Source organism: Marinobacterium mangrovicola, assembly GCF_004339595.1.
GTDB lineage: Bacteria > Pseudomonadota > Gammaproteobacteria > Pseudomonadales > Balneatricaceae > Marinobacterium_D > Marinobacterium_D mangrovicola.
Map to the genome: position 1 here is coordinate 274451 of NZ_SMFU01000009.1, position 26053 is coordinate 300503.

Sequence of the window (26053 nt, forward strand, 5' to 3'; positions counted from 1 at the left end):
TTTATCCGGCACTCAATCGCCGGAACTGCTAATCACTTACAGCCAGCGTGAATCAGTGCCACTCGATCGCCGGGCAGCGATCCATCACCACGTCGAGCCCCGCCGTTCGCGCGCGCTCTGCGGCGGCCTCATTAATCACGCCGAGCTGCATCCAGACCGACTTGGCGCCTGCGGCGATCGCTTCATCGACCACCGCACCGGCGTCTTCGGAGTTACGGAAGATATCCACCATATCGATGGTGCCGGCAATATCGGCAAGACTGGCGACCACGGGACAACCGAGCAGGTTCTGACCTGCCAGCCTGGGGTTCACCGGCACCACGGTGTAACCCTGGCGCAGTAGAAACTCCATCACCCGATGGCTGGCCCGATGCGGCTTATTGCTGGCACCTACCAGGGCGATCATACGGACTTCATGTTGCAGTCGTTCGATCAGTGCTTTGTCGTTACTCATGATCGCGCTCCCTATCGGTTATCTGGCAGTACTCTTTGCACTGCATACCGGGCAAGATGGGTCCGGTCTGAGCTTGAGGTTACGCCACTCCATACGACGGGCATCGAGCATCAAAAGCTTACCTACCAGCGGTTCACCGATACCGGCCAACACCTTCAACGCTTCAGCGGCCTGTGTCGTTCCCACTATACCTACCAACGGCGCAAAAACGCCTGATTCAGAACAACTTAGCTCTTCGTCCTCGCCCTCGGCGTAAAGGCACTGATAGCAAGGGGCGCCCTCCACGCGGGAGTCGAACACGCTGATCTGACCGTCGAAACGGATCGCCGCACCAGATACCAGCGGCGTACCAGTGGCCACACAAACCCGGTTTAGGGCAAAGCGAGTGGTGAAGTTATCGGAGCAATCGAGCACCAGATCCGCCGCTTCCACCTGCTCGGTCAGGGCCTCGCCCTCCAGCCGAGTGGCCAGGGTATCGATTCGGATCTCGGGATTCAGCGCCTGCAGGGTTTTGCGTGCAGACTCCACCTTGGACTCACCGACCCGGTCACTGGTATGCACTATCTGACGCTGCAGGTTGGTAATATCCACAACATCATCGTCCACCAGCACCAGGTGACCCACACCTGCCGATGCCAGGTAGATAGCGGCGGGGCTACCCAGCCCGCCAAGCCCCACGATCAGCACCCGGCTGTTGAGCCAAGCTTCCTGTCCGTCGATCTCCACTTCCGGCAGCATGACCTGACGGCTGTATCTCAGCAGTTGTTCATCGGATAACACCTGTTCACTCCTGTCCTGTTTCAAGCGTTGGGCGCAGGGATAGATTCAGCCGGGCCAGCGCGCCTTTGTCACGCGTGGCTGGCCGGCCAGATCACGGATCAGTTCGATCTTGTCATAACCGCTAGCAACCAGCAGTCGCTCTACCGCCTCTGCCTGATTGTAGCCGTGTTCCAGCAATAGCCAGCCACCGGACTTGAGACGGGTTCGGCACTGGTCAGCGATCAGGCGGATATCGGCAAGACCGGACTCGGCAGCTACCAGCGCCGACAGTGGCTCATAACGCACATCGCCCTGGCTCAGATGCGGGTCATCAGCCTCTATATAGGGCGGGTTGGAGACAATCATATCGAACTCGCCATGCAGTGGTTCACACCAGCTGCCGGTGAGGATTTCCACGTTCGGTACCGCATTTCGGGTCTGGTTACGCCGCGCCAGTTCGGCGGCGGCTTCCACACGATCACAGGCCTGCACCTGCCAGTGCGGTCGTTCGCTGGCCAGAGCCAGGGCGATGGCGCCGGTACCCGTGCCCAGATCGGCCACCCGGAAGGCACCATCCGGCAACAGCACCAGCGCGGCCTCCACCAGGGTTTCGGTATCGCCCCGTGGAATCAGCGTATCGGGGCTGACTTCCAGGGTCAGGGTCCAGAAATCGCGCAGGCCGGTCAGGTGCGCCACCGGCTCACCGGCCACCCGACGCTCCAGCAGCACGAGAAACTCGTCGCGCTGCGCGACGGTCAGTTCCTTGTCCGGCCAGGTAAACAGGTAGCTGCGCGGTTTATCGAGCAGATGACAAAGCAGCAGCTCCGTGTCGAGACGGGCGGTGTCGGAATCGATACGGGAGGCGCCCAGGCCGAGCGCCGCCTCGATCGACAAAGGAGATGAAGGATCGCTCATATTCAGCCCTCGGCCGAAAGTTCACCCAGCTGTTCCGCCTGATGCTCCTGCAGCAGCGGTCCGATCACTGAATCCAGATCGCCCTGCATCACTTCGCTGAGCTTATAGAGCGTCAGGTTGATACGGTGATCGGTGACACGTCCCTGGGGGAAGTTGTAGGTACGGATACGCTCGGAACGATCACCGGAACCCACCAGGCTTTTGCGGGTGCTGGCCTGCGCCGCGTTGTGCTTGTCCATCTCCGCCTGCTGCAGACGCGACGCCAGCAGCCCCATCGCCTTGGCGCGGTTCTTGTGCTGGGAACGCTCTTCCTGACACTCCACCACCACACCGGTGGGAATATGAGTAATACGGATCGCGGAGTCGGTTTTGTTGACGTGCTGACCACCGGCGCCGGAGGCACGGAAGGTATCCACGCGCAGATCGGCCTTGTTGATCTCGACAGCCGCCGCCTCATCCATCTCCGGCATCACTGCCACGGTACAGGCAGAGGTGTGGATGCGTCCCTGGGATTCAGTCTCCGGCACACGCTGTACGCGGTGTGCGCCGGACTCAAACTTCAACCGCGAATAGACCGCATCACCGGCCACCCGGGTAATAATCTCTTTATAACCGCCGTGCTCACCCTCACTGGCGCTGATCACTTCAACGCGCCAGCCATGCTGTTCAGCGTAACGGGAATACATGCGGAACAGGTCACCGGCGAAGATCGCCGCCTCGTCACCGCCGGTGCCGGCGCGGACTTCGAGAAAGACGTTGCGACCGTCATTGGGATCTTTCGGCAGCAGCAGGATCTGCAGTTCAGCTTCCAGCGTCTCGATCTGCTCCTTCGCCGCATCGATCTCCTCCTTCGCCATTTCGCGAAGATCGGGATCGGAATCCTCCAGCATCAGCTGTGCTTCAGCGAGGTTTTCCTGCGCCTGGTTCCAGTCGCCAAACGCCTTTACGACAGCTTCCAGCTCAGAATACTCACGGGAGTAATCACGAAACCGGTTCTGATCGTTGATCACCTCGGGCTCGCTGAGCAGAGCAGCAAGTTCCTCGTAACGATCACTAAGCTTCTCGAGCTTGGTCTGAATCGAGTCTTTCATCTAACGGAGCCTGTCAGTTATCGCGTTCGGCGGGAGGGCTGAGCTGGTAGAGTTCCTGAACCAGCCCCGCCAGATCGGTACGCCCTTCGGCGGAGGCCTTGCGCAGCTGCACCGTAGGCTGGTGCAGCATCTTGTTGGTAATTCCGCGAGCCAGCTGCTGCAGCACCTGTTCGGCATCACGCCCCTGCGCCAGCTGCTTCATCGCTTTTTCCAGCTCGTTGTCACAGATCGCCTGGCCCTGCTCACGCAGCGCAGTGAGCGTATCAACCGCTTCGAGCTCGCGCAGGCGGCTGAGGAATGCATGAGCGCCCGCTTCGATAATCGCTTCCGCATCGGCGGCCGCGGATTCGCGGTTACGCTGGTTTTCCTCGATCACCTCGGTCAGGTCATCGACAGTATAAAGGTAGACATCATCAAGCTCCGCCACCTGGGGTTCGATATCCCGGGGGACAGCAATATCGACCATGAACATGGGCCGGTGCTTACGCTTTTTCAGCGCCGTTTCCACCGCGCCCTTGCCAAGAATCGGCAGCTGGCTGGCAGTAGATGAGATCAGAATATCAGCCTTGGGCAGCGCGTCGGGCATGGCCGAGAGTTCAATCGCCTCGCCGTTCACCTCGTCAGCCAGGGCGTGTGCCCGCGCCAGCGTCCGGTTGGCTACGGTGATCGAGCGCACACCCGCCTGTTTCAGGTGACGGGCCACCAGCTCGATCGTTTCACCGGCGCCGATCAGCAGGGCATGGCTCTCGCCCAGATCTGCGAATATGTGCTCCGCCAGACTCACCGCTGCGTAAGCGACAGACACGGGGTTCTGGCCGATGGCGGTTTCGGTACGCACCTGCTTGGCGATGGAGAAGGTATGTTGGAACAGGCGCCCGAGTTCCGCACCGACCATACCGGCCTGCTGGGAGACGCTAAACGCGCTCTTCAGCTGACCGAGAATCTGCGGTTCGCCCAGCACCAGCGAATCCAGTCCGCTGGCCACGCGCATCATGTGGCGTACCGCTTCTTCGTCGCGATAGATATAGCTGCACTTTTCCAGCTCGGCGGGGTCAAGACCGTGGTATCGGCCGATCCACTCCAGCACCAGGCGGATATCGGTCAGATCGGTGGCGCAGTAGAGTTCGGTACGGTTGCAGGTGGAGAGAATCGCCACTTCCTGCAGGCTGGCGTGGTCACGGGCAGCACTCATCGCCTCGCCGAGCTGCTCGGGAGCGAAAGACACGCGCTCCCGTACCTCGACCGGAGCCGTCTTGTGATTGATCCCTAATGCCAGCAACGCCATATACTGAGGTTCGCACTACCCTACTTGGACAAGCGCGACATCATACACCTTTCAACGCCACGGATTAAGCCATGCCCTTAGCTAACACTGCCGCCAAGATCAAGGGAAGCGGTTTTTCTTCTGACCGGTCGGCAACTTCCCTTCGCCCTTCGCTGTCCTCTATAGTGCAACTTTGGGACTCAAGATCAGACTCAGGATCAGAGCAGCAATGAGAACAACCGGGATCACACTACTGATCGGCACTCTGCTACTCGGCGGCTGTGCCAGCGTATCGCCGACCTCCAGCCAGCAAAGTGGAATTGACACCGACTATCAGCCGGGCCAGCCCGTCTACACACCGGGGGAGCTGAACCGGGAGTCGCTGTACGAATTGATGGCTGCGGAGATCGCCGGCCAGCGGCGTAATTTCGACACGGCACTGGATTACTACCTGAGCCAGGTCAGAAAATCCCGCGACCCGGCGGTGGCGGAGCGCGCCACTCGGATTGCACAGTTCATGCGTAACCCTGATGCGGTGCTCGAGGCCGCCACTGTCTGGTCTGAAGTATCGCCGGACAACCCCGAACCGGATCATATTCGCGCCACCATCCTGATCAGCGAGGAGCGTTTCGACGAAGCGCTGCCGGTACTGGAGCGCATACTCGACGACGGCAGCTCCGAGGCAGTACTGATTCTTGGCAGCAAAAGCCAGGAGCTCACAGCGGATTCCGCCAAACGCTATGACGAACTGCTGTCCCGCTACTCTGAACGTGATCCCGAGCGCCTCGATCTGCTGCTGACCCGCGCCCTGCTAAAGCGCCGCGCCGGCGATGATGATGGCGCGCTCGCCCTGCTCGACCAAGGCCTGGCCACAGAGCCTGGGCAGACCGACCTGCTGCTGCAAAAAATCGACATCCTGCGTACCCGTGGCCAGCAACAGGCCGCGCTGTCGTTGATCGACGAGGGTCTCGATGCCAGCCCTAACCAGAGCCAGCTGCGGGTACAGAAAGCACAGCTGCTGATCGCCACCGACCCGGACACCGCCGTCGAACTGATCGATGATGTCATTGCCGACCAGCCGGATGAAAGCCAGCTGCACTATTACTTCGCGCTGCTCACCCTCGAGCATGAGCAGTACGCAGCCAGCCGCCGTATCCTGGAACAGATGGCGGAGAAGGATCCCCATAACAGCAATCTGAACTTCTACCTAGGCGTGATCGACGAGGCTGAGGGCAATACCGAAAGCGCTCTGCAGCATTTCCTCGAGGTCAGATCAGGCCCCAACCTGCCGCAGGCCTACAGCCACGCAGTTGAGCTGTTCAACAGCCCGGACGACCGCGCTCAGGTAGCAGCGATCATCGATCAGGGTATCGAACGCCACCCCGGTCTTAACAGCCGCCTGCAACTGACCGAAGCCAACTGGCTGCATACCCATGGGCTGGAGACCGAAGCACTGAGTCTGCTGGAAAACGCCCTAAAACGTGAACCTGCCGATGTGGGCCTTCTATATACCTACGCACTGTTGGTCGAAAAACAGGATCCAGAGAAGATGCTTGCGAACCTGGAACGTGCCATCGAGCTGGATCCGGACAACGGCATGTTGCAGAACGCTCTGGGCTATTCACTGACGGTCTATTCCGATGATTACGATCGTGCCCATGACCTGATCTCCAAGGCGCTGGAGCAGCACCCGGATGATGCCGCCGTGCTCGATTCCATGGGCTGGGTGCTGTTCAAGCTTGGCCGTGAAGCCGAGGCGCTCAACTTCCTGCAGCGCGCTTATGATGCTTCCGGTGATCCTGAAGTTGCCAGCCACCTGATCGAAGTGCTCTGGCAACAGGGTGAAACCGAACAGGCTCGCCAGTTACTGCAGGAAAACCTCGACGCGACACCTGAAGACGAACACCTCAATGAAATCGCTGAGAAACTCGGAGTTGATCAGTGACACGGGTACTGCTGATTTCGATCGCCCTGCTATTAAGTGCCTGTTCTTCGATTCAGGCACCGCCATCCGCGCCGGACGCCAGCCTTCAGGGCAAGCTCGACAATGACTGGCAGTTCACCGGCAAGGCGGGTATCCGCCAGGGCAATAGCGCGGATTCCGCTAATATCGACTGGCACCAGCAGGGTCAGGCCTACGAGGTCCGCCTCAGCGGCCCGCTGGGTCAGGGCGGCGCTGTGATCAGCGGCGATAGCCGCGCTGTCGAGATGCAGGTATCCGGCGAGGATGAAACATTTCGCGGCGCCACCCCCGAAGAGGTGATGTACCAGGCGCTGGGCTGGTACCTGCCGGTAAGTCAGGCGCGCTACTGGGTGCAAGGATTGCCGGACCCGACCCTTCCCTCTACACCGCTGGCCGATGCCAGGGGTTTTGAGCAGCTGGGGTGGCGGGTCGAGATCCAGCGCCTGAGCGAGGTTTCCCCCGAGCTGACACTGCCCGGCAGACTTGAGTTCAGCTACCAGGATCTGCGTCTGAGACTGGTGATTCGGGAGTGGCAACCGTAAATCATCTCAAATTCCCCATCAGGGGTTGATTTTCCCAACCTGTTTACCGAAAATACGCGCCTTCTTGGATTGGCGGCACGCCGCCATGAATACAGGGGTATCGCCAAGCGGTAAGGCACTGGATTCTGATTCCAGCATGCGCAGGTTCGAATCCTGCTACCCCTGCCAAATTAAGTTATCGATGACTGACTCCCTTTCAGCGACTTCGTCCGCCAACCCAGACTCAATCAAAAAGGTACGCGCCGTGTCTAAAATGATGGTTTTCACCGGCAACGCTAACCCTGCGCTGGCGCAGAAAGTGGTAGAACGGCTGGACATCCCGCTGGGCAAGGCAAACGTCACCCGCTTCAGCGATGGCGAAGTCAGTGTCGAGATCCAGGAGAACGTACGTGGTAAGGATGTTTTCATCATCCAGTCCACCTGTGCTCCGACCAACGACAACCTGATGGAACTGATCGTGTTCGCTGACGCCATCCGCCGTGCATCGGCGACCCGTGTCACCGCGGTCATCCCGTACTTCGGTTACGCCCGTCAGGATCGTCGCCCGCGTTCGGCCCGTGTACCGATCAGCGCCAAGGTCGTAGCCAGCATGATCTCCAACGTCGGCATCGACCGCGTTATGACAGTCGATCTGCACGCCGACCAGATTCAGGGCTTCTTCGATATCCCTGTGGACAACGTTTACGGCTCTCCGGTACTGCTCGATGACATTCTCGATCAGACCTACGACTACCCGATTGTTGTATCCCCGGACGTGGGCGGTGTAGTCCGCGCACGCGCTGTCGCCAAACAGCTCGACTGCGACCTGGCAATCATCGACAAGCGTCGTGAGAAAGCGAACGAAGCCCAGGTAATGAACATCATTGGTGATGTCTCCGGCCGTACCTGCATCCTCGTCGATGACATGTGCGACACCGCCGGCACCCTGTGCAAAGCGGCCAAAGCCCTGAAAGACAAGGGCGCATCCCGTGTGGTTTCCTACGTGACCCACCCGGTACTGTCTGGCCCGGCCATCAACAACATCACCAATTCCGAGCTGGATGAACTGGTCGTCACCGACACCATCCCGCTTTCAGATGCAGCTGTTAAATGTGACAAGATCCGCCAGCTGACTCTGGCTCCGATGCTTGCCGAAGCGGTACGCCGCGTCTGCAACGAGGAGTCTATCAGCGCCATGTTTCGCTAAGCGATTCAGGCCTGAAAGTACCGGCTACGTCCGGTACATACGCACCCGCAAGGGTTAAGAAATACTGCACGCTTCTGGTCGCGGAAGCCTGCAGTTTTTATCTATTTAAAGGTAAACGAAAATGTCTACGATTGTACTGAACTCTCAGACCCGTAACGATCAGGGCAAAGGTGCGAGCCGCCGCCTGCGTCGCGAAGGTCAGATCCCGGGCATCCTGTACGGAAGCGGTGAGCCGGTAAGCCTGTCCGTTAACGCTAACGAGCTGTACAAAGCTGAACTGCTGGAAGGCTTCTTCTCCTCCAAGCTCTCCCTGAACGTTGATGGCCAGGAAACTACCGTCATCATCAAGGACCTGCAGCGTCACCCGTTCAAGCCGCTGATCCTGCACGCTGACTTCCAGCGCGTTGATGAAAGCAAGAAGATCAAGATCCAGGTTCCGCTGAGCTTCGTTAACTTCGGTCGTTCCGCAGCTGCCAAAGCTTCTGCCAAGTTCGCCGTTGAAGCTCAGACTGTTGAAATCCTGTGTCTGCCGACTGCTCTGCCGGAAGCTCTGGAAGTTGATCTGTCCAACATCGAACTGGGCCAGATCGCTCACCTTTCCGACATCACTCTGCCGGAAGGTGTTGAGATCGTCGCTCTGCGTCGCGGTGAAGACCACGACCAGGGTATCGGTTACTGCTACTCTCCGCGTGGCGCTAAGAAGTAATCATAGCGTGACCGTATCGGCATGAATGACACTATCTCTCTGATCGTCGGGCTGGGTAATCCTGGCCCCCAATATGAGCAGACCCGTCATAATGCCGGTGCTGAGCTGGTGGAGCAGCTTGCTGCCCACCAGCACACTACCCTGCAGCCCGAAAGCAAATACAAGGGGCTGTACGGCAAGATTCTGATTGAAGGTCAGCCGGTACACCTGCTGATACCGACCACCTTCATGAACCTGAGCGGACAATCCGTCGCCGCCCTCGCCAATTTCTTTAAGATCCCGGTCAGCGCCATTCTGGTAGCTCATGACGAACTCGATATCGCCCCTGGCACCGCACGCCTGAAAAAAGGCGGAGGTCACGGCGGCCATAACGGCCTGCGCAGCATCATCAGCCAGATGGGCAACAATCGTGACTTCTACCGCCTGCGCCTTGGTATCGGACACCCGGGACACGCCAGCCAAGTCTCCAACTTTGTGCTCAGCAAAGCGCCGAAGCAGGAAAGAGAGCTAACCCAGGCGGCCATTGACGAGGCGCTGCGCCAGTTACCGCTGGCCATCAAGGGCGACTGGTCCCGCGCCATGAACCATCTGCACAGCTTTAGTGCAAACGCCTAAAGAGTTTTAACGCGAGCGCCTGACCCCAGGCCCTAAACAGGATTTTCATCATGGGATTCAAATGCGGCATCGTAGGCCTGCCCAACGTCGGTAAGTCCACACTGTTCAACGCCCTGACCAAGTCTGGCATCGCGGCGGAAAACTTCCCGTTCTGCACCATCGAGCCCAACTCAGGCATCGTTCCCATGCCCGATCCGCGTCTCGATGCACTGTCTGCCATCGTCAAGCCAGAGCGCGTTGTACCGACCACCATGGAATTCGTTGATATCGCGGGCCTCGTGGCCGGCGCATCCAAGGGAGAAGGTCTGGGTAACAAATTCCTGGCCAATATTCGCGAGACAGACGCAATTGCTCACGTGGTTCGCTGCTTCGAAGATGACAACGTTATCCACGTGGCTAACCGCATCCACCCGCTGGAAGATATCGAAACCATCAACCTGGAGCTGGCGCTGGCTGACCTGGAGTCCTGCGAGAAGCAGCTGCAGCGCGTTCAGCGCAGCGCCAAGGGTGGTGATAAAGAGTCAGTTGCAGCCAAGGCGGTACTTGAAAAGCTGATCCCGCACCTGGAAGAGGGCCAGCCGGTCCGCTCCCTGGAGCTGTCCGAAGAGGACCAGAAGCTGCTGCCGAGCTTCCACCTGCTGACCACCAAGCCGACCATGTACATCGCCAACGTGGCCGAAGACGGTTTCGAGAACAACCCCTGGCTGGACCAGGTCCGAGAGATGGCGGCCAACGAAAACGCCAGCGTCGTTCCTGTCTGCAACAAGCTGGAAGCCGAAATCGCCGAACTGGAAGATGACGAAAAGAGCATGTTCCTGGAAGAGATGGGCATGGAAGAGCCGGGCCTGGATCGCGTCATCCGCGCCGGTTACTCACTGCTCGGTCTGCAGACCTACTTCACCGCTGGTGTGAAAGAAGTGCGCGCCTGGACAGTACGCATCGGTGCCACTGCACCGCAGGCAGCCGGAGTTATCCACACCGACTTCGAAAAAGGCTTCATCCGCGCTGAAGTGGTCAGCTATGACGACTTTATCGAATATAAGGGTGAACAGGGCGCGAAAGACGCCGGCAAATGGCGCCTGGAAGGCAAGGAATATATCGTCAAAGACGGCGACGTAGTGCACTTCCGCTTCAACGTCTGATCATCTAGACCGATCAAAAAAGCCAGCTTCAGAGCTGGCTTTTTTTGTACCCGTTCCCCCCCCCTACTCGGCCTTTTCCGCAGGAGCGGCGCACCTCCTACTGCATCTCCCGCAGGGCTCGCTTGGCAGACACGTGTCCCTGACCCGCCGCCTGTTTCAGCCAGCGTTTGGCCTTGTCACCGTCTTTGGACATACCGGCTCCGGTCATTAGCATCACGCCAAGCGCATACTGGGAACTGGCATCGCCAAGCTCCGCAGCCTGGAGAAACAGCTCCGCAGCACGATTAAGATCCTTCTCTACATGCACGCCGGACTCATAGATCCACGCCAGACGATTGATCGCCGCCGGATCGCCCTGCTGTGCCAGCTGTGTCAGTAACTCTACCGCCTGGCGGGATTCGCCATCGAGCAGCAGCGCCTCCGCTTTCTGCATTCCATCACCGGTTGTCGAATTGTCGGTCATTCCCTGAAGCAACTTTGCCGCGTCGGCATCTCCGTCCAATGCCGCTCTGGAAAGCCAGTAACGCGCCTCATCAATATCAGTCGCCATACGTGGATCTCGCAGATAAAGGAGCCCCAGTCGGTAGGAGGCTGAGCGACTTCCCGCCAGTGCAGCTTCCCGGTAATACGCCAGAGCCCGGTGTAAATCGGCCTCAACGCCCAGCCCATCGTCGTACAGGATGCCCAGATTAAATCGCGCCTCGGCCCGAGCGCTGCCATCGATGCTCAACCACATCTGCTGAGCAATTTCATAGTTCGCCATCTTGAACTCGGCATAGGCCTTGAACAGCTGAACCGTGGGCTGTGCCGCGTAGAAATCATCCGGCAGCTCGGTCACCTCAGCGGCCTGCGCGAGAGGCATGCAAAAAAGGGCCATTAACGGCCAGGTACGCAGCACGGCATCACTCCTTATTATTTTTATTCTGTAGCGCGACGCCTTAACAAAGAGACTGATTCAAATAGCCATGCAAACAGTCCCAACGCAGCGTCAGGCAGCTGTACGTTTTCTCGCCAGCATAGGTCTAGCGGGACTGACCCACAGACACTTATTGAATTGAAGTCCGCCTGCGCCCGGGCGGCAATACCACCTTGGTATCCCCTCGCTCTGCAATGAATTGAGGAAATGACTCAAGTCTATAAAAACAACCAGTTTTTTGTCGGCTTTGAGTGTTGACAGGCAATGAGAAAAAGAGAATAATTCGCGCCTCTAAAGCGTGGCAATATAGCTCAGTTGGTTAGAGCATCGCATTCATAATGCGAGGGTCGCAGGTTCGAGTCCCGCTATTGCCACCATTTAGACTTTACATGTGTAGGGGTATCGCCAAGCGGTAAGGCAACGGGTTTTGATCCCGTCATGCGCAGGTTCGAATCCTGCTACCCCTGCCACGTTTTTGAGTGTGGCAATATAGCTCAGTTGGTTAGAGCATCGCATTCATAATGCGAGGGTCGCAGGTTCGAGTCCCGCTATTGCCACCATTCAAAGATCTACATTGTAGGGGTATCGCCAAGCGGTAAGGCACTGGATTCTGATTCCAGCATGCGCAGGTTCGAATCCTGCTACCCCTGCCACCTCCCTTTTTAGCAGCTCCCGGTACATTCCACTACCTTCTGATTTACTGCCCATTTACGTACTCTCGCGTATGTATTCATGCGCTGACAGTAGGGTTTACTCAGGCTAGTATGTAACCTCGCGTCTAATAATAGTCAGACAGGTTATGAAAGCCCTATCAGAATCCAGCTACGCACTTCTCGACAAGCTATCCTCCGGATCGCAGCAGCACCGCTCCCTTAATCTGCTTTTCGTGGGTTTTCCGAGCGAAAAGGTCGACCCGTTGCTTTCTCTGATCCGCACCGGTCGCATGGCCCCAAGGGGGCGCCATGTAAATACGCGAGAGGAGCTTTCACAGGCCCTGAGCGAGCGCTCCTGGGATTTACTCCTCTGCACCAGCAGTAAGGATGACCCACACCTGCCTTATAACGTGGTGCATCAGTTAGCCCAGCATGACAGGGATATCCCGGTTATCGAACTGAGTGAAGATCCCTCGCCTGCTGCCCAACTCCGTTCCTACAAGGATGGTATTCAGGCCCTGCTGCCGAACAATCCGGGTGAGCTGCTTCTGCACGTAATGCGCCACCTGATCAAAGAGCTGGATACCCGCCGGCGCCTGCGTCAGACGGAAGCGATGCTGGAAGTCGCCGAGCGCCATTATCACCGGCAGGTATCAAGCTCATCGAGCGCCATCGGTTATCTGGGTGAAGAGGGTTTCATTTTCGCCAACGATAGCCTGGTTACCCTGCTCGGCTTTGACGACGAACGTCAGCTTCTGGCACATGCGTTGTCAGAACTGCTACCGCCGGCGGATCAGGAACTACTGAACGACCCACTCAGCCGCCTGTTCGAGAAGCATGAACCGGTGGATTGTACCCTGGATCTGTCCCTGCAGCGTGCCGATAACACCACAATCAGCGTCAGCGCCGAGCTCCAGACCAATCGCTATGAAGGACAGCTCTGCCTGACCCTGGCGGTGAAATCTGATTACGATCTGGAGCTGGCAATGGGCAAGCGTGAGGAAGATCCTCTGACCGGCCTGAAAAACGGCACCTACCTGACGCAGAAACTGGATGAGACGGCCCAGCGTGCACTGACCGGCGGCCACGACAGCCACCTGATTTACCTGCGCCTTAACCAGTACGCCCAGGTTACCGAGACCCAGGGACAGGAAGCGGGCGAAACCCTGCTTACGGCGATTGCAGAACGTCTGGCCAAAGCCTTCCCGGCCCCACACCTTCCCTGCCGACTCGAAGATGACAGCTTCGCTATTCTCTTTGCGCATTCGGATACCGAAGCAACCCAGACAATAGGCCGCAAACTCTGCCGCCAGGTCACCGATCTGCGCGTGCCTTTCGGTCAGAGCGCGGTCAGCAGCTCCGCCGCAGTGGGCATCGTCACTATCAACGACAATGCACCGCCGGCCAGCGAGCTGCTGAATCGCGCCCATATCGCGGTGAACTCGCTCGATGATGGCAAGGGTTGCGCCGTATACCGCAGCCCATCCAGCCTGCATCAGCACCAGGATGACGATGCGATCAAACGTATTCTCGATGCGATCTCAGACTGCCGCCTGAAAATGCTGTTCCAGCCTGTCGTCTCGCTGACCGAAGAGAGCGAAGAGCACAACTACGAGGTACTGATCCGCCTGCTGGATGAGAATAACGCCCCGCTGGCTCCCAACCTGTTCATGACTTCTGTGGAACAGAGCGATGTCATGGTGAAGATGGACCGCTGGGTCGTCGAGCGCTCGCTACAGATGCTCAAAGACGAGCTGGACAAGGGCTTCCGCAACCGCCTGTTTATCAACATCGCCGGCCGTTCTCTGCAGAGTAAATCGCTGCTCAGCTGGGTCGAGCACGTGATCAGCGAACTGGATATTCCACCACAGCTGGTGGTGTTCCAGATCAGCGAAACCGACGCCGCCAGCGATATCGAACAGGCTCGCGTGTTCACCGAAAAGGTTCATACGCTGAAGTGCCAGATCTGTTTGAAACATTTTGGCAGCTCACCCAACTCCCACCGGGTATTCGCCAGCATCCACGCCGATTACATCAAACTGGATGCGGCTTATGTTCAGGACCTGGAAAGCGGAGATATGAGCATCAAGGAGATGCAGGAGCAGCTGCAGCCAGTCACCGCAGAGAGCCGGATACTGATTGCACCGATGGTGGAAAACAACAAGATTATCAGCAAGCTGTTCCGTTGCGGTATACAGCTGATTCAGGGCTACTACCTGCAGCCACCACGTGAGGCGATGGATTACGATTACTTTGAGTAATCGGGCTACAGGCGAGCGCGAACAACCGCTCGAATAACCACAAACTAAAAGGCCGGCTCAGATAGCCGGCCTTTTATTCTCGCTCCTTGGATATAAGCAGGGCTCGATGTCTCATGACTACCTGAGCGCAGCACTCTATCCCCTTTGGCACAGCCGAGCATCGCAGGCTGAAAGAGAAACAAGGGAAAGGCTGTTTGAGCCGCGAAGCGGCGACTGATTTTTCAAAAGAAAGCCTTTCCCGCTCTTTCAGATGAGAAGCACAGGGCAGTCGGCGTAGCCGACCAAGCCATAGGGCCGGTTTGGGATTGATAAGGTACCTTTCCCCCATACAGCAGCGCACAAGTACCTTATCTCGCCAGCAGGCGAAACCGGCCTCACAAAGAGCGTCGATGCGTCGTCATACCAGCAAGTTCTTTCAGTCGAAGAAAACTGGAATCAAAGCGCCCTATCGCGATCCCGGAAGCCGATCAGATAGAGGATGCCATCCAGGCCCAGCGTTGAAATCGCATTCTTGGCGCTACGGCGTACCAGCGGCTTGGCTCGGAACGCGATACCCAGGCCAGCGATCGACAGCATCGGCAGATCGTTGGCGCCATCGCCCACAGCGATGGTCTGCTCCAGACGCACACCTTCCTTCTCGGCGATTTCACGCAGCAGTTGCGCCTTGCGCTCACCGTTTACGATCTCACCAACCACCTCACCTGTGACCTTACCATCCTGGATATCCAGCTCGTTGGCGTGGATATAGTCAAAGCCCAGTTTCTGCTGCAGGTGACGGGCGAAATAGGTAAAGCCGCCGGAGAGAATTGCGGTTTTGAAGCCCAGTGCACGCAGGTTAGAGACCAGCTCCTCGACACCCTCGGTCATCGGCAGGCGCTCAGCAATCCGCTCCAAAACCTGGGCATCCAGGCCTTTCAGCAGCCCCACACGACGGCGGAAGCTCTCATTGAAATCGATTTCGCCACGCATGGCCGCTTCGGTTATCTCGATCACCTGATCGCCAACACCGGCTTCTTTCGCCAGCTCGTCGATCACTTCCGCCTCAATCAGCGTGGAATCCATATCGAACACCACCAGGCGACGGTTACGGCGGTAGATATCATCCTTCTGGAAGGCGATATCCACATCCAGCTCGGAGGCGGCTTTCAAAAACGCTTCACGCAGCTCACCAGCATCAGCAGGCATGCCACGCACCGAAAACTCGACGCAGGCGTTGGTCTTCGAGCTTCGATCCTCATCCAGACCAACACGGCCGGACAGACGGCTGATGTTATCGATATTAAGACCATGACAGGCTGCGATATCGGTCACCCGGGCAATATGGGTCGCGCTGATACGACGCGCCAGCAAGGTGATGATATGGCGAGTTTTACCCTGGCCTTCGACCCATTCGGAGTAGGCGGAGTCGCTGACCGGCTCAAAACGAACCTGCAGATTGAGTTCATGAGCCTTGAACAGGATATCGCGCAGTACCGGCGAAGACTCAGCCTCATGCGGCACCTGTATCAGAATACCGAGGGACAGGGTGTTGTGGATAACCGCCTGGCCGATATCGAGAATACCGATCTGATAACGAGCCAGAATCGCCGTCATCTCAGAGGTCACACCGGGTTTATCCTCACCCGACAGGGTGAGCAGAATAATTTCGTGCATCGCGTATAGATCCGTCCGTCGCCGAACTCGTGAATAGGAGTGGGTCAGGATTATACCGTTTTTCGCGGCCCCTACCGAGTCGGGCTAGGAATCCAGTATAGTTTCCTAATGAGTTTCCCCATGCCCTGAGACTGTGCCGTGATTCCGTGACCGAACAATTACTCGACCTGGCCCGAGAAAACCCGCTCCTCCTGCCACTGCTGGTAGGCCTGCTTTCCTTTGCCGAGAGTGTGGCCTTCATCGGCCTGCTGGTGCCGGGTGTAGCGATCCTCTTTGCCCTCAGCGCCCTATCGGGCAGCCTGGAAGCGGCTCTGCTGCCACTGCTTGCCGGCGGCGTGATCGGCGCCATTGCCGGTGATCAGCTCAGTTTTCTGCTCGGCCGCCATTTTGCTCCTCATCTTCAGCGGCGCTGGCCACTGAACCGCTACCCCGAGTGGCGTCAACGGGGAGAAAGCTTTTTCCTGCGTCGCGGTGGCGCCAGCATCGTCATCGGCCGCTTTATCGGGCCTGTACGACCGCTGATCCCGTTTATCGCCGGCAGCTGCAAAATGCCATCGGCGCGCTTCACGCTGATCAATGGCTGCTCTGCCCTGGCCTGGTCACCGGCCTACCTGCTACCGGGCTATCTGACCGGCCTGGGCTTCAAACACCTGCCACTGATCGAGGAACAGGGCACCTTCATTCTGGTGGCTATCATCAGTCTTATCATCGGCTTCCAGCAGATCCATGTGCGCATGCATCCCGGCGCCGGTCTCTGGCACTGGCTGGCCGAACGCCGCATCAACCCTCAGCTCACATCGATCCTGAGCCTGCTAGTCATCAGCACGGCTCTGTTTGGACTGAGCATCTGGGCGCAACTATCCGGTCGCTTTAGCGCGATCAATGAAGGGCTTTATACACTGCTTTACGGCATCGGTCAGAAGATCAGCCCCATCGCCCAGTTCATCACCCATGCCGGCGATCCACCACTGTTGATAGCTCTGCTTGCACTCGCCTCGTTAACCGGTCTGCTGATCTACCGCGAACGTCGCAGCATCTCATTGCTGTTCGCGGGTTTGAGCACAATCCTGGTCAATCATCTACTAAAAGAGAGTTTCAGGGTCGCCCGGCCTGAAGCCGGACAGGCGCTGCTGGACAGCTACAGCTTTCCCAGCGGTCACTCCAGCGGTGCCTGTGCCATCTACGCCATACTGGCGATCTGGCTGCTGCGCGGGCAAAGTCACAAAGCACGCCATATCGGCTATATGCTCACTGCGGTGCTGATACTGATGATCGGCCTGTCACGAGCGTTTCTGGGAGTGCACTGGCCACTGGATATTATTGCGGGTTTAGCGGAGGGGCTGGCCATAGCGACGCTCTACCGTCTCTGGCTGCATCGCTATCCACCGACTCAGACACTGACGCTGACAAAGACCCTGCCGCTATTCCTGCTGCCGGTGCTGGTTTATGCCGGTGTGATGACTCTTTTCTAATACTCGGATCTAAAGCTCTGTTCTGAAACCCGGGGTCAAGCTCAGTATCGAATCTGCAAAAGTAAGCCGGGCTTTCGCCCGGCTTTATAACTTCAAGATTTAGGACTTAGAGCCGAGTTAACGAGCCTCAGGATTTACTGCGTCGAGCCCGCGGCGGGTGTTTGGGTTTGGTAGACGCCTTGCGCTTGGTTTTACGCGGCCCCTTATCATCAGAGACCCGAGCACGGGCTTTACCGTTACCGCCCTTGGAACCGCGCGAATCACGGCCATCACTGCGGCCATCAGGCCCCAACTTACCGGATGCCAGCAACTCACGTTTGCTCGGTTTTTTGGTCGGTGTAGAACCCGGCTGATCCGCCAGCTCAAAGTCGATCTTACGCTCATCCAGGTCGACACGAACCACCTTCACCTTCAGCGGATCGCCCAGCTTGAACACCTTACGGGTGCGCTCGCCGATCAGACGCTGCTTGGCGGCTTCGAAGTGGTAGTAATCGCTCGGCAGTGCGGTGATATGCACCAGACCCTCGACATAAAGGTCGGTCAGCTCGATAAACGCGCCAAAACCGGTGACGGCGGCGATAACGCCCTCGTACTCTTCACCGATCTGGCTCTGCATGTATTCACACTTCAGCCAGGCGACCACGTCACGGGTAGCATCATCGGCACGACGCTCGGTCATGGAGCAGTGCTCACCCAGGGAGAGCATCTGTTCCATGCTGTAACCCAGCTGGAACGCAGGATTGGCTTTAAAGCCTTTGGGCCGCTCCACATGCTTGAGCTTCTTGTCGCTATGGATTGCGGCGCGAATTAGGCGATGCACCACCAGGTCCGGGTAGCGACGGATCGGCGAGGTGAAGTGGGTATAGGCATCATAAGCCAGACCGAAATGGCCATGATTATCCGGACTGTAGACCGCCTGCTGCATGGAGCGCAGCATCATGGTCTGGATGATGTGGCGATCCGGACGGCTTTCGATAGTCTCGGACAGACGCAGGTAATCCTTCGGCTCCGGCTTTTCGCCACCGGGCAGGTTAAGACCCAGCTCGCTCAGGTAAGCACGCAGGTTTTCCAGCTTCTGCTCTTTCGGGCCTTCGTGGATACGGTACAGCGCCGGTTTCTTCAGCTTGTCGAGGAAGCGCGCCGTGGCCACGTTGGCCATCAGCATGCATTCTTCAATCAGCTTATGCGCATCGTTGCGGCGCACCGGAACCAGCTCTTCGATCTTGCGATCTTCGCTGAAGACGATGCGGGTTTCGGTGGTTTCGAAATCCATCGCACCACGCTCTTCACGGGCCTGGCGCAGCTTTTTATAGAGGCCATACAGCGCTTCCAGATCCGGCACCACTTCAGCGTATTCTTTACGCCACTGCGCGCCTTCGTCGCTGTCGGGCTCCTGCAGCATGGCGCCCACCTTGGTGTAGGTCAGGCGTGCCTTGGAGTTGATCAGGCCTTCGTAGAAGGTGAAGTCCGAGAGCTTACCGGCACGGGTAATGTTCATCTCGCAGACCATCGCCAGACGATCAACCTTCGGATTCAGCGAGCAGAGACCGTTGGAGAGCAGCTCCGGCAGCATCGGCACCACGTACTCTGGGAAGTAGACCGAGTTACCGCGATTGATCGCTTCCTGGTCCAGCGCAGAGTCCGGACGCACGTAGTAAGAAACGTCAGCAATAGCAACGCGCAGGCGCCAGCCACCAAAACGCTTCTTCTCGCAGTAGACCGCATCGTCAAAGTCGCGCGCGTCTTCGCCGTCGATGGTGACAAACGGGAGATCACGCAGGTCGACACGGTTGGTCTTGTCGGACTCACGCACTTCCGGCGTCAGTTCACCGATCTCCTGGTGAACCTGGTCCGGCCATTCATTGGGGATATCGTGGCTGTGGATAGCCACCTGGATCTCCATACCCGCGGCCAGATGATCGCCGAGCACCTCGATAACGCGGCCACGCGCCGGCTGGCGGCGGGTGGGCTGCTGCATCAGTTCCACCACGACGAGCTGACCGGTTTCGTAGCTCAAGCCTGTGGAGGGATCGGGGATGACCATCACCTGGTTGGTGATACGCTGGTTTTCCGGCACGATGCTGCCGAAGCCGTTTTCACCGTCAAACTTACCCACCAGCTTGCGGGTGTTGCGCTCGAGCACTTCAACGATCTTGCCTTCGCGGCGACCTTTGAAGTCGACACCGATCTCCTGCACCAGGGCGCGGTCGCCGTCGAACAGCTCACGCATGTTGCGCGGGCTCAAAAACAGGTCATCGCCGCCAGCATCGGGTTTGAGGAAGCCGAAGCCATCACGGTGGCCGATTACGCGGCCGGGGATCAAGTTCATCTTCTCGATCAGACCAAACTCACCCTTACGGTTGGAGATCAGCTGACCATCGCGGCACATAGCGATCAGACGGCGACGCACCGCTTCGATGTCGTCCTCATTTTCGAGGCCAAGCTCGCGGCACAGATTGGGATGCTTGATGGGGGAGCCCCACTTCCGCAGGAATTCCAGCAGGAACTCGCGGCTCGGGACGGGGTTGTCGTACTTGCTTGCCTCTTCCTGGGCGTTGGGATCTTTATCTTTCCAGTTGTTACTCATTCGTTTTCCATTTGGGCCGCCCGCTTACGCCTCGTGCGCAAAAACCTTCAGGGCGGTGTATACATTTCGTACTAGAATAGTCGTTCATAGCCCCTGCGCCTACACATGGGCGACGCGAAAAACAAAAAAGCCGGCATAAGCCGGCTCTTTTTGCGTGGATCAGGGCATTTCGTCCACTTCGTTCTCTTCTTTCGGCGGCGGAATCAGGTCTTCACGGTCTACCTTCAGCAGCAGCAACAGGTTTGCGGCGACATAGATAGATGAGTAAGTACCGATACCGATACCGCACAGCAGCGCCACCGCAAAGCCGAAGATGGTGGTGCCACCGAATATAGCCAGCGCCATCAACACCAGCAAGGTGGTGAAGGAGGTCATCAACGTACGGCTCAGCGTCTGGCTCAGCGAGTTGTTCATTACCTCAACCGGAGTACCGGTGCGCATGATACGGAAATTCTCACGGATACGGTCGTACACAACGATGGTATCGTTAAGCGAGTAACCGATCACCGCCAGAATCGCCGCCAGTACCGTCAGATCGAACTCCAGCTGCAGTAGCGAGAAGATACCGAGCACGATCAGTACGTCGTGTACCAGCGCCAGTACCGCGCCAATAGAGAACTTCAGCTGGAAGCGGAACGCCAGGTACAGCATGATCATCGCCAGCGCCAGCAGCATGCCGAGGCCGCCCTGCTCACGCAGCTCTTCACCTACTTGCGAACCGACAAACTCGTTACGGCGCAGCTCCAGCGTCTGATCGGGTTCATCCGCCTGCAGGCTGGCTAGAATCGTATCACCCAGTTTGGGATCGTGAGTTTCACCCAGGCGGATCAGCACATCGGTGGCTGCACCGAAGGTCTGTACCGTCACATCGGGATAACCCGCCTCTTCCATGGACTGGCGGATCTTACCCAGATCTGCAGGCTGCTCGTAGCCGATCTCCACCAGGCTACCGCCGGTGAAGTCGAGTCCGAACTTAAGACCATTCACCGCCAGCGACCCGATAGAGATCAGCAGCAGAATGATCGAGAAGGCCGCCATGATCTTGCGCGGCCCCATGAAGTTATAAATTTTCTGAGTCTTGGACATCATCCTGCTCCTCTCAAAGGCCCAGCTTCTTCAGCGTCCGACCGCCATAGGCCAGGTTGACCAGGGCACGGGTGACGAGAATCGCAGTAAACATGGAAGTGATGATACCGACCGACAGGGTCACGGCGAAGCCCTTCACAGGCCCTGTGCCCATGGCGAACAGGATCACCGCAGCCAGCAGCGTGGTGATGTTGGCATCGAGGATGGTGGTATGTGCCCGCGAGAAACCTGCGTTGATCGCCGACTGCACCGGCAGACCGTTTTTCAGCTCCTCTTTTATTCGCTCAAATATCAACACGTTGGCATCGACCGCCATACCGACCGTAAGGACGATACCGGCAATACCAGGCAGCGTCAGCGTGGCCGACAGGATCGACATCACCGCCACGATCAATACCAGGTTCAGGGTCAGCGCCACGTTGGCCAGCAGACCGAACACGCGGTAGTAGAGCAGCATGAACGCCAGCACCAGGGCGAAGCCGATCTGCACCGAGGTCACACCCATTTCGATGTTCTCGGCCCCCATGCTCGGGCCCACGGTACGCTCTTCTACGAAGTAGATCGGTGCAGCCAGGGCACCTGCACGCAGCAGCAGTGCCAGCTCAGAGGATTCCTGTGAGCTTTCGAGGCCAGTGATACGGAAGGAGTTACCCAGGGTGCTCTGGATGGTCGCCAGCGAGATGATGCCCTTCTCGGTGTACGGCACGCGCTTCTCAACGACTTCACCGTCGATGCGCTGCTCCACCATACGGGACTTGTGCTCAACAAACAGTACCGCCATGCGGCGCTGAATCGCGTTGCGGGTCACGCGGCTCATCATCTGACCGCCCTTGCCGTCCAGGGTAATGTTTACCTGGGGCTGGCCGTTCTCATCGAAAGAAGCCTGAGCGTTGGCAACGTTGGAACCGGTGATAATGATGTCACGCTCCAGCTCGGCGGTACGGCCCGGCGTGGTGCGGAACGGGTAAACCTCGGTGTTGGCACGACTTTCGTCCGGCTTGGCTTCAAGACGGAACTCCAGGTTCGCGGTTTTACCGATGATACGTTTCGCCGCAGCGGCGTCCTGAATACCCGGCAGCTGCACAACGATACGGTTGCGGCCCTGGCGCTGAACCAGCGGCTCGGCAACACCCAGCTCGTTGACTCGGTTACGCAGCGTGGTCAGGTTCTGTTTGACCGCATAGTCTTCGATCTCACGGATCGTCTGCTCGGTCAGGTTGATATAAACGAAGTTGCCCTCGTCGTTATCTTCCGTTTCGGTCAGGAACTCGGGGAAGTTGCCACGCAGCAGATTTTCGGCCTGATCGCGGGTCTCCGCATCGGCAAAGCGAACCGACAGGCGACCGTCATCCAGGTGCTCTACCTGGCGATAGCGCAGGCGCTCGTCGCGCAGCTGGCCCTTGATATCGCTGACGTAAACGTCGAGACGCTGGCCAACGGCCTGGGCCATGTCGACCTCAAGCAGGAAGTGCACACCACCGCGCAGGTCGAGACCAAGTTTCATCGGTCCGGCACCAATATCGGTAAGCCATTCGGGCGTGGTCGGCGCCAGGTTCAGGGCAACCACATAGTTGCCGCCCAACTCCTCGGCGATCATATCCTTGGCGCGCAGCTGAGCATCGCCATCGGCAAAGCGCAGGAGACCGGTGCCATCGTTCAGTTCAGCCGCCTTGTATTCGACCCCGGCCTGCTCCAGATTCTGTTCGAGTCGGGACATCAGCGCCGAATCAACCGTGTAAGCTTCACGGGTGCCCGATACCTGGACGGCGTAATCTTCGGGGTAGAGGTTGGGTGCAGCGTAGATACCGGCGATGACCAGTACGAGAAGTATCAGGAGATTTTTCCAGAGTGGATAGCGGTTGAGCATCGTGCTCCGTCCTCAGCAAAAACAAAAGCGCCAGTGCTTTGCACTGGCGCTGTCGGCGCGGTTCGATCAGATACCCTTGATCGTACCTTTGGGCAGTTCCGCAGCTACATGGGCTTTCTGGAACTTCATTTCGGTGCCTTCGGCCACTTCCAGCACGACATAGTCGTCGTTCAGACGGATAACCTTGCCGATGATGCCGCCGGCGGTGATCACTTCATCACCCTTGGCCAGACCACCGATCAGGTTTTTGTGCTCCTTGGAGCGCTTGGCCTGGGGGCGCCACATGAAGAAGTAGAAAATCAGACCGAAACCGACCAGGAATATGATGTTGAACAGACCCGAGTCCATCTGACCTGCGGGTGCGCCTTCAGCGGCCTGGGCGGTAGCGATAAGGAAGCTCATTAAAGCGTTCTCCTGAAACTTGATTAGAAATCTTTATGTGGGGTTCCGGGTACGTTTTTCAACCCTTTAGCGGAGGAACTTCTTTGCCTCTTTTGGCGTAGAAGTCCGCTACAAAGTCGCTCAATGTACCCTGTTCAAGTGCACCGCGCAAACCAGCCATCAGCACCTGATAGTAGTGCAGATTGTGGATGGTATTGAGCTGTGAACCGAGAATTTCTCCGCACTTATCCAGGTGGTGCAGATAGGCGCGACTGAAGTTCTGACAGGTATAACAGTCACATGTTTCATCCACCGGACCGGTATTCGTCTTGTTCGCCGAATTGCGGATTTTAACAATACCATCGGTAGTAAACAGGAAGCCGTTTCGGGCGTTACGGGTCGGCATCACGCAGTCGAACATATCCACACCACGGCGCACGCCCTCCACCAGGTCTTCCGGCTTGCCCACACCCATCAGGTAGCGCGGCTTATCCTCCGGCATCTTATAAGCCAGGTGATCGAGGATCTTGATCATCTCCTCTTTCGGCTCGCCCACCGACAGACCGCCGATGGCGTAGCCGTCGAAACCGATACCTGTCAGCCCTTCGAGAGACTCGTCACGCAGATGCTCGTACATACCGCCCTGGATAATACCGAACAGCGCCGAGGGACTGTCGCCGTGCGCGTCCTTCGAGCGCTTGGCCCAGCGCAGCGACATGCGCATCGATTTGGCCGCTTCCATCTCATCAGCGGGGTACGGCGTACACTCGTCAAAGATCATGACGATATCGGAGCCCAGGTCACGCTGAACCTGCATGGAGACTTCCGGGCTGATAAACACCTTGCTGCCATTGACCGGCGACTGGAAGGAGACACCCTCCTCGGTGATCTTGCGCATATTGCCCAGGCTGAACACCTGGAAACCGCCGGAGTCGGTAAGGATCGGCCCTTTCCAGTTCATGAAATCGTGCAGATCACCGTGCTGCTTGATGATCTCGGTGCCGGGACGCAGCATCAGGTGAAAGGTGTTGCCAAGGATGATCTGCGCACCGATCTCTTCTACGTCACGGGGCAGCATCCCCTTAACGGTGCCGTAGGTGCCCACCGGCATAAACGCCGGTGTTTCCACCGTGCCGCGCGGGAAGGTCAGGCGACCACGGCGGGCTTTGCCTTCGCTGCCGAGCAGCTCAAAGTTCATAAAACACTCACGGGTGCTGTTGTCGCTCATGGATTCTCCTGCGCATCGCGGCGGGTCAGGAACATGGCATCGCCATAGCTGAAGAAACGGTAACGCTCGGCCACCGCCTGCTCGTAGGCATACATCATATGTTCATAGCCGGCGAACGCACTGACCAACATCAGCAGCGTCGACTCCGGCAGGTGGAAGTTGGTGATCAGCGCATCCACGCTGACATACTGGTAGCCCGGGTAGATAAAGATCTCGGTATCGCCATAGAAAGGTGCAATCTCGCCGGAACGGCTGGCACTCTCCAGGCTGCGCACGCTGGTGGTGCCCACCGCGACCACGCGCTTGCCACGGGCACGGGCGGCATTCACCGCCTCGCAGACCTCGGGGGATACCTCGATATACTCCGCGTGCATGTGATGGTCTTCGATCTTGTCGACCTTCACCGGCTGGAAGGTGCCGGCACCCACATGCAGGGTGACAAACGCGGTTTCGATCCCCTTCTCTTTCAGCTTGTCGAGCAGCGGCTGATCGAAATGCAGACCGGCCGTGGGCGCGGCGACGGCGCCGGGCTTGCGGTTATACACCGTCTGGTAGCGTTCACGGTCAGAGAGCTGATCGTCGCGCTTCATATAAGGAGGTAGCGGAATATGACCGAACTCTTCCAGTGCTGCGACCAGATGCCCTTCTATATCGAAGCGCAGCTCGAACAGATTTTCCTGGCGGCCGGTTACCTCAGCCTTCAGCCCCCCCTCCAGCAGCAGCGTGGCCCCTGGCTTGGGGGAACGGCTGGAGCGGATATGAGCTAACGCCTCATGCTCACCTGTGACACGCTCAATCAACAGCTCGACCTTGCCGCCACTCTCCTTCTGGCCGAACAGCCGCGCCGGAATCACGCGGGTATCGTTAAACACCAGCAGATCGCCGGGTTCCAGCAGGTCGAGAATGTCACTGAACACGCGGTGGTTAAGCTCACCGCTGTTACCATCGACGCAGAGCATGCGGCTGGCACTACGCTGCTCCAGCGGGTAGCGCGCAATCAGCTCTTCAGGCAGATCGAAATAGAAGTCTTTAAGCTGCATCAGGAAGAAGGAATCACAATCCAAAGGGGCGCGAATTTTACCAGATTAGTCAGCTTTTTAGCACTCCCTGCACAGAGTGGATTGACCCGGCCCGCCAACTGCATATAATGTCGGCCTTCCACATCGCTGATGTCTACCCTAACGACTGCAGCAACAGTGCCGGTGTGGTGAAATTGGTATACACAGGGGATTCAAAATCCCCCGCCTTAACGGGCGTGTCGGTTCGAGTCCGACCACCGGCACCACTCAAATAGAAACGCCCCATACAGCGC

21 protein-coding genes and 6 tRNA genes are annotated in these 26053 nt (G+C 57.9%); 14 read left to right on the forward strand and 13 right to left on the reverse strand.

Annotated features, from left to right (window positions below):
- Positions 1-52 precede the first annotated feature (52 nt).
- The 5 genes from CLV83_RS13710 to hemA are packed head-to-tail and all read right to left on the reverse strand — an operon-like array spanning position 53 to position 4504.
- The gene (locus tag CLV83_RS13710; protein WP_132293363.1) at positions 53-454 is read right to left on the reverse strand and encodes a CoA-binding protein; all 402 of its coding nucleotides are present in this window, start codon (positions 452-454) and stop codon (positions 53-55) included.
- 18 nt (positions 455-472) lie between these two features.
- Positions 473-1234, reverse strand: coding sequence for a molybdopterin-synthase adenylyltransferase MoeB (gene moeB, locus CLV83_RS13715; RefSeq protein WP_132293366.1), 762 nt, complete (start codon positions 1232-1234; stop codon positions 473-475).
- A gap of 45 nt (positions 1235-1279) precedes the next feature.
- Positions 1280-2128, reverse strand: a complete 849-nt coding sequence (gene prmC / locus CLV83_RS13720; RefSeq protein ID WP_132293369.1) for a peptide chain release factor N(5)-glutamine methyltransferase — start codon at positions 2126-2128, stop codon at positions 1280-1282.
- A 2-nt stretch (positions 2129-2130) separates the two neighbouring features.
- Positions 2131-3219, reverse strand: a complete 1089-nt coding sequence (gene prfA, locus CLV83_RS13725) for a peptide chain release factor 1 (protein ID WP_132293372.1) — start codon at positions 3217-3219, stop codon at positions 2131-2133.
- A 13-nt stretch (positions 3220-3232) separates the two neighbouring features.
- Positions 3233-4504, reverse strand: coding sequence for a glutamyl-tRNA reductase (gene hemA / locus CLV83_RS13730; protein WP_132293375.1), 1272 nt, complete (start codon positions 4502-4504; stop codon positions 3233-3235).
- A 208-nt stretch (positions 4505-4712) separates the two neighbouring features.
- On the opposite strand from hemA, the gene CLV83_RS13735 reads away from it, so the two are divergent.
- The 7 genes from CLV83_RS13735 (at position 4713) to ychF (ending at position 10637) form a co-directional block, all read left to right on the forward strand.
- Complete coding sequence (locus CLV83_RS13735) at positions 4713-6428, forward strand: tetratricopeptide repeat protein (protein WP_132293378.1); 1716 nt, start codon at positions 4713-4715, stop codon at positions 6426-6428.
- Positions 6425-6988 carry a lipoprotein insertase outer membrane protein LolB gene (gene lolB / locus CLV83_RS13740; RefSeq protein WP_132293380.1) on the forward strand — a complete coding sequence of 188 codons (564 nt, stop codon included), beginning with the start codon at positions 6425-6427 and terminating at the stop codon, positions 6986-6988. The genes CLV83_RS13735 and lolB overlap by 4 nt, the downstream gene beginning before the upstream one ends.
- Positions 6989-7081: 93 nt before the next feature.
- Positions 7082-7156, forward strand: a tRNA-Gln gene (locus CLV83_RS13745).
- A gap of 76 nt (positions 7157-7232) precedes the next feature.
- Entirely contained in the window at positions 7233-8174 is a 942-nt protein-coding gene (locus tag CLV83_RS13750) for a ribose-phosphate pyrophosphokinase (RefSeq protein WP_132293385.1), read from the forward strand.
- 121 nt (positions 8175-8295) lie between these two features.
- On the forward strand, positions 8296-8880 hold the full coding sequence (locus CLV83_RS13755; RefSeq protein ID WP_132293388.1) for a 50S ribosomal protein L25/general stress protein Ctc: 585 nt from the start codon (positions 8296-8298) through the stop codon (positions 8878-8880).
- A 21-nt stretch (positions 8881-8901) separates the two neighbouring features.
- Positions 8902-9495, forward strand: a complete 594-nt coding sequence (gene pth, locus CLV83_RS13760; protein WP_132293391.1) for an aminoacyl-tRNA hydrolase — start codon at positions 8902-8904, stop codon at positions 9493-9495.
- 50 nt (positions 9496-9545) lie between these two features.
- On the forward strand, positions 9546-10637 hold the full coding sequence (gene ychF, locus CLV83_RS13765) for a redox-regulated ATPase YchF (protein WP_132293394.1): 1092 nt from the start codon (positions 9546-9548) through the stop codon (positions 10635-10637).
- A gap of 97 nt (positions 10638-10734) precedes the next feature.
- Here the strand turns inward: ychF and CLV83_RS13770 are convergent, their stop codons facing one another.
- Positions 10735-11499, reverse strand: a complete 765-nt coding sequence (locus CLV83_RS13770; RefSeq protein ID WP_165900315.1) for a tetratricopeptide repeat protein — start codon at positions 11497-11499, stop codon at positions 10735-10737.
- A 354-nt stretch (positions 11500-11853) separates the two neighbouring features.
- Between CLV83_RS13770 and CLV83_RS13775 the strand changes: the two genes are divergently transcribed.
- The 5 genes from CLV83_RS13775 to CLV83_RS13795 all read left to right on the forward strand — a co-directional run bounded on the left by CLV83_RS13775 (position 11854) and on the right by CLV83_RS13795 (position 14467).
- Positions 11854-11930, forward strand: a tRNA-Met gene (locus CLV83_RS13775).
- Positions 11931-11948: 18 nt separating this feature from the next.
- A tRNA-Gln gene (locus tag CLV83_RS13780) sits at positions 11949-12023 on the forward strand.
- Positions 12024-12036: 13 nt separating this feature from the next.
- Positions 12037-12113 (forward strand) — tRNA-Met (locus CLV83_RS13785).
- Between the two features lie 18 nt (positions 12114-12131).
- Positions 12132-12206 (forward strand) — tRNA-Gln (locus CLV83_RS13790).
- A 146-nt stretch (positions 12207-12352) separates the two neighbouring features.
- Complete coding sequence (locus tag CLV83_RS13795; protein ID WP_132293400.1) at positions 12353-14467, forward strand: EAL domain-containing protein; 2115 nt, start codon at positions 12353-12355, stop codon at positions 14465-14467.
- Between the two features lie 435 nt (positions 14468-14902).
- Here CLV83_RS13795 and serB read toward each other — a convergent pair whose 3' ends face one another.
- Positions 14903-16120: a phosphoserine phosphatase SerB gene (serB, locus tag CLV83_RS13800; RefSeq protein WP_132293403.1), complete on the reverse strand. Its 1218-nt coding sequence runs from the start codon at positions 16118-16120 to the stop codon at positions 14903-14905.
- Between the two features lie 146 nt (positions 16121-16266).
- Between serB and CLV83_RS13805 the strand changes: the two genes are divergently transcribed.
- The gene (locus tag CLV83_RS13805; RefSeq protein WP_132293406.1) at positions 16267-17592 is read left to right on the forward strand and encodes a bifunctional DedA family/phosphatase PAP2 family protein; all 1326 of its coding nucleotides are present in this window, start codon (positions 16267-16269) and stop codon (positions 17590-17592) included.
- 127 nt (positions 17593-17719) lie between these two features.
- Here the strand turns inward: CLV83_RS13805 and rnr are convergent, their stop codons facing one another.
- The 6 genes from rnr to queA form a co-directional block, all read right to left on the reverse strand.
- Complete coding sequence (rnr, locus tag CLV83_RS13810; RefSeq protein ID WP_132293409.1) at positions 17720-20179, reverse strand: ribonuclease R; 2460 nt, start codon at positions 20177-20179, stop codon at positions 17720-17722.
- A gap of 159 nt (positions 20180-20338) precedes the next feature.
- Entirely contained in the window at positions 20339-21265 is a 927-nt protein-coding gene (gene secF / locus CLV83_RS13815; protein WP_132293412.1) for a protein translocase subunit SecF, read from the reverse strand.
- A gap of 13 nt (positions 21266-21278) precedes the next feature.
- Positions 21279-23132, reverse strand: coding sequence for a protein translocase subunit SecD (secD, locus tag CLV83_RS13820; protein WP_132293415.1), 1854 nt, complete (start codon positions 23130-23132; stop codon positions 21279-21281).
- Positions 23133-23198: 66 nt separating this feature from the next.
- Positions 23199-23534 (reverse strand): preprotein translocase subunit YajC, encoded by a 336-nt coding sequence (gene yajC, locus CLV83_RS13825; protein ID WP_132293418.1) that lies wholly within the window; start codon positions 23532-23534, stop codon positions 23199-23201.
- 58 nt (positions 23535-23592) lie between these two features.
- Positions 23593-24711 (reverse strand): tRNA guanosine(34) transglycosylase Tgt, encoded by a 1119-nt coding sequence (gene tgt, locus CLV83_RS13830; RefSeq protein WP_132294355.1) that lies wholly within the window; start codon positions 24709-24711, stop codon positions 23593-23595.
- 26 nt (positions 24712-24737) lie between these two features.
- Entirely contained in the window at positions 24738-25781 is a 1044-nt protein-coding gene (gene queA / locus CLV83_RS13835; RefSeq protein ID WP_132293421.1) for a tRNA preQ1(34) S-adenosylmethionine ribosyltransferase-isomerase QueA, read from the reverse strand.
- Between the two features lie 158 nt (positions 25782-25939).
- Between queA and CLV83_RS13840 the strand changes: the two genes are divergently transcribed.
- Positions 25940-26026 (forward strand) — tRNA-Leu (locus CLV83_RS13840).
- Positions 26027-26053 lie beyond the last annotated feature (27 nt).

Coding starts and splice junctions, on each gene's coding strand:
- ychF (WP_132293394.1), top strand. CDS start 9,546: ATGGGATTCAAATGCGGCATCGTAGGCCTGCCCAACGTCGGTAAGTCC.
- CLV83_RS13710 (WP_132293363.1), bottom strand. CDS start 454: ATGAGTAACGACAAAGCACTGATCGAACGACTGCAACATGAAGTCCGT.
- prfA (WP_132293372.1), bottom strand. CDS start 3,219: ATGAAAGACTCGATTCAGACCAAGCTCGAGAAGCTTAGTGATCGTTAC.
- prmC (WP_132293369.1), bottom strand. CDS start 2,128: ATGAGCGATCCTTCATCTCCTTTGTCGATCGAGGCGGCGCTCGGCCTG.
- CLV83_RS13795 (WP_132293400.1), top strand. CDS start 12,353: ATGAAAGCCCTATCAGAATCCAGCTACGCACTTCTCGACAAGCTATCC.
- tgt (WP_132294355.1), bottom strand. CDS start 24,711: ATGAACTTTGAGCTGCTCGGCAGCGAAGGCAAAGCCCGCCGTGGTCGC.
- queA (WP_132293421.1), bottom strand. CDS start 25,781: ATGCAGCTTAAAGACTTCTATTTCGATCTGCCTGAAGAGCTGATTGCG.
- yajC (WP_132293418.1), bottom strand. CDS start 23,534: ATGAGCTTCCTTATCGCTACCGCCCAGGCCGCTGAAGGCGCACCCGCA.
- hemA (WP_132293375.1), bottom strand. CDS start 4,504: ATGGCGTTGCTGGCATTAGGGATCAATCACAAGACGGCTCCGGTCGAG.
- secD (WP_132293415.1), bottom strand. CDS start 23,132: ATGCTCAACCGCTATCCACTCTGGAAAAATCTCCTGATACTTCTCGTA.
- pth (WP_132293391.1), top strand. CDS start 8,902: ATGAATGACACTATCTCTCTGATCGTCGGGCTGGGTAATCCTGGCCCC.
- CLV83_RS13735 (WP_132293378.1), top strand. CDS start 4,713: ATGAGAACAACCGGGATCACACTACTGATCGGCACTCTGCTACTCGGC.
- CLV83_RS13755 (WP_132293388.1), top strand. CDS start 8,296: ATGTCTACGATTGTACTGAACTCTCAGACCCGTAACGATCAGGGCAAA.
- secF (WP_132293412.1), bottom strand. CDS start 21,265: ATGTCCAAGACTCAGAAAATTTATAACTTCATGGGGCCGCGCAAGATC.
- serB (WP_132293403.1), bottom strand. CDS start 16,120: ATGCACGAAATTATTCTGCTCACCCTGTCGGGTGAGGATAAACCCGGT.
- CLV83_RS13770 (WP_165900315.1), bottom strand. CDS start 11,499: ATGCCTCTCGCGCAGGCCGCTGAGGTGACCGAGCTGCCGGATGATTTC.
- rnr (WP_132293409.1), bottom strand. CDS start 20,179: ATGAGTAACAACTGGAAAGATAAAGATCCCAACGCCCAGGAAGAGGCA.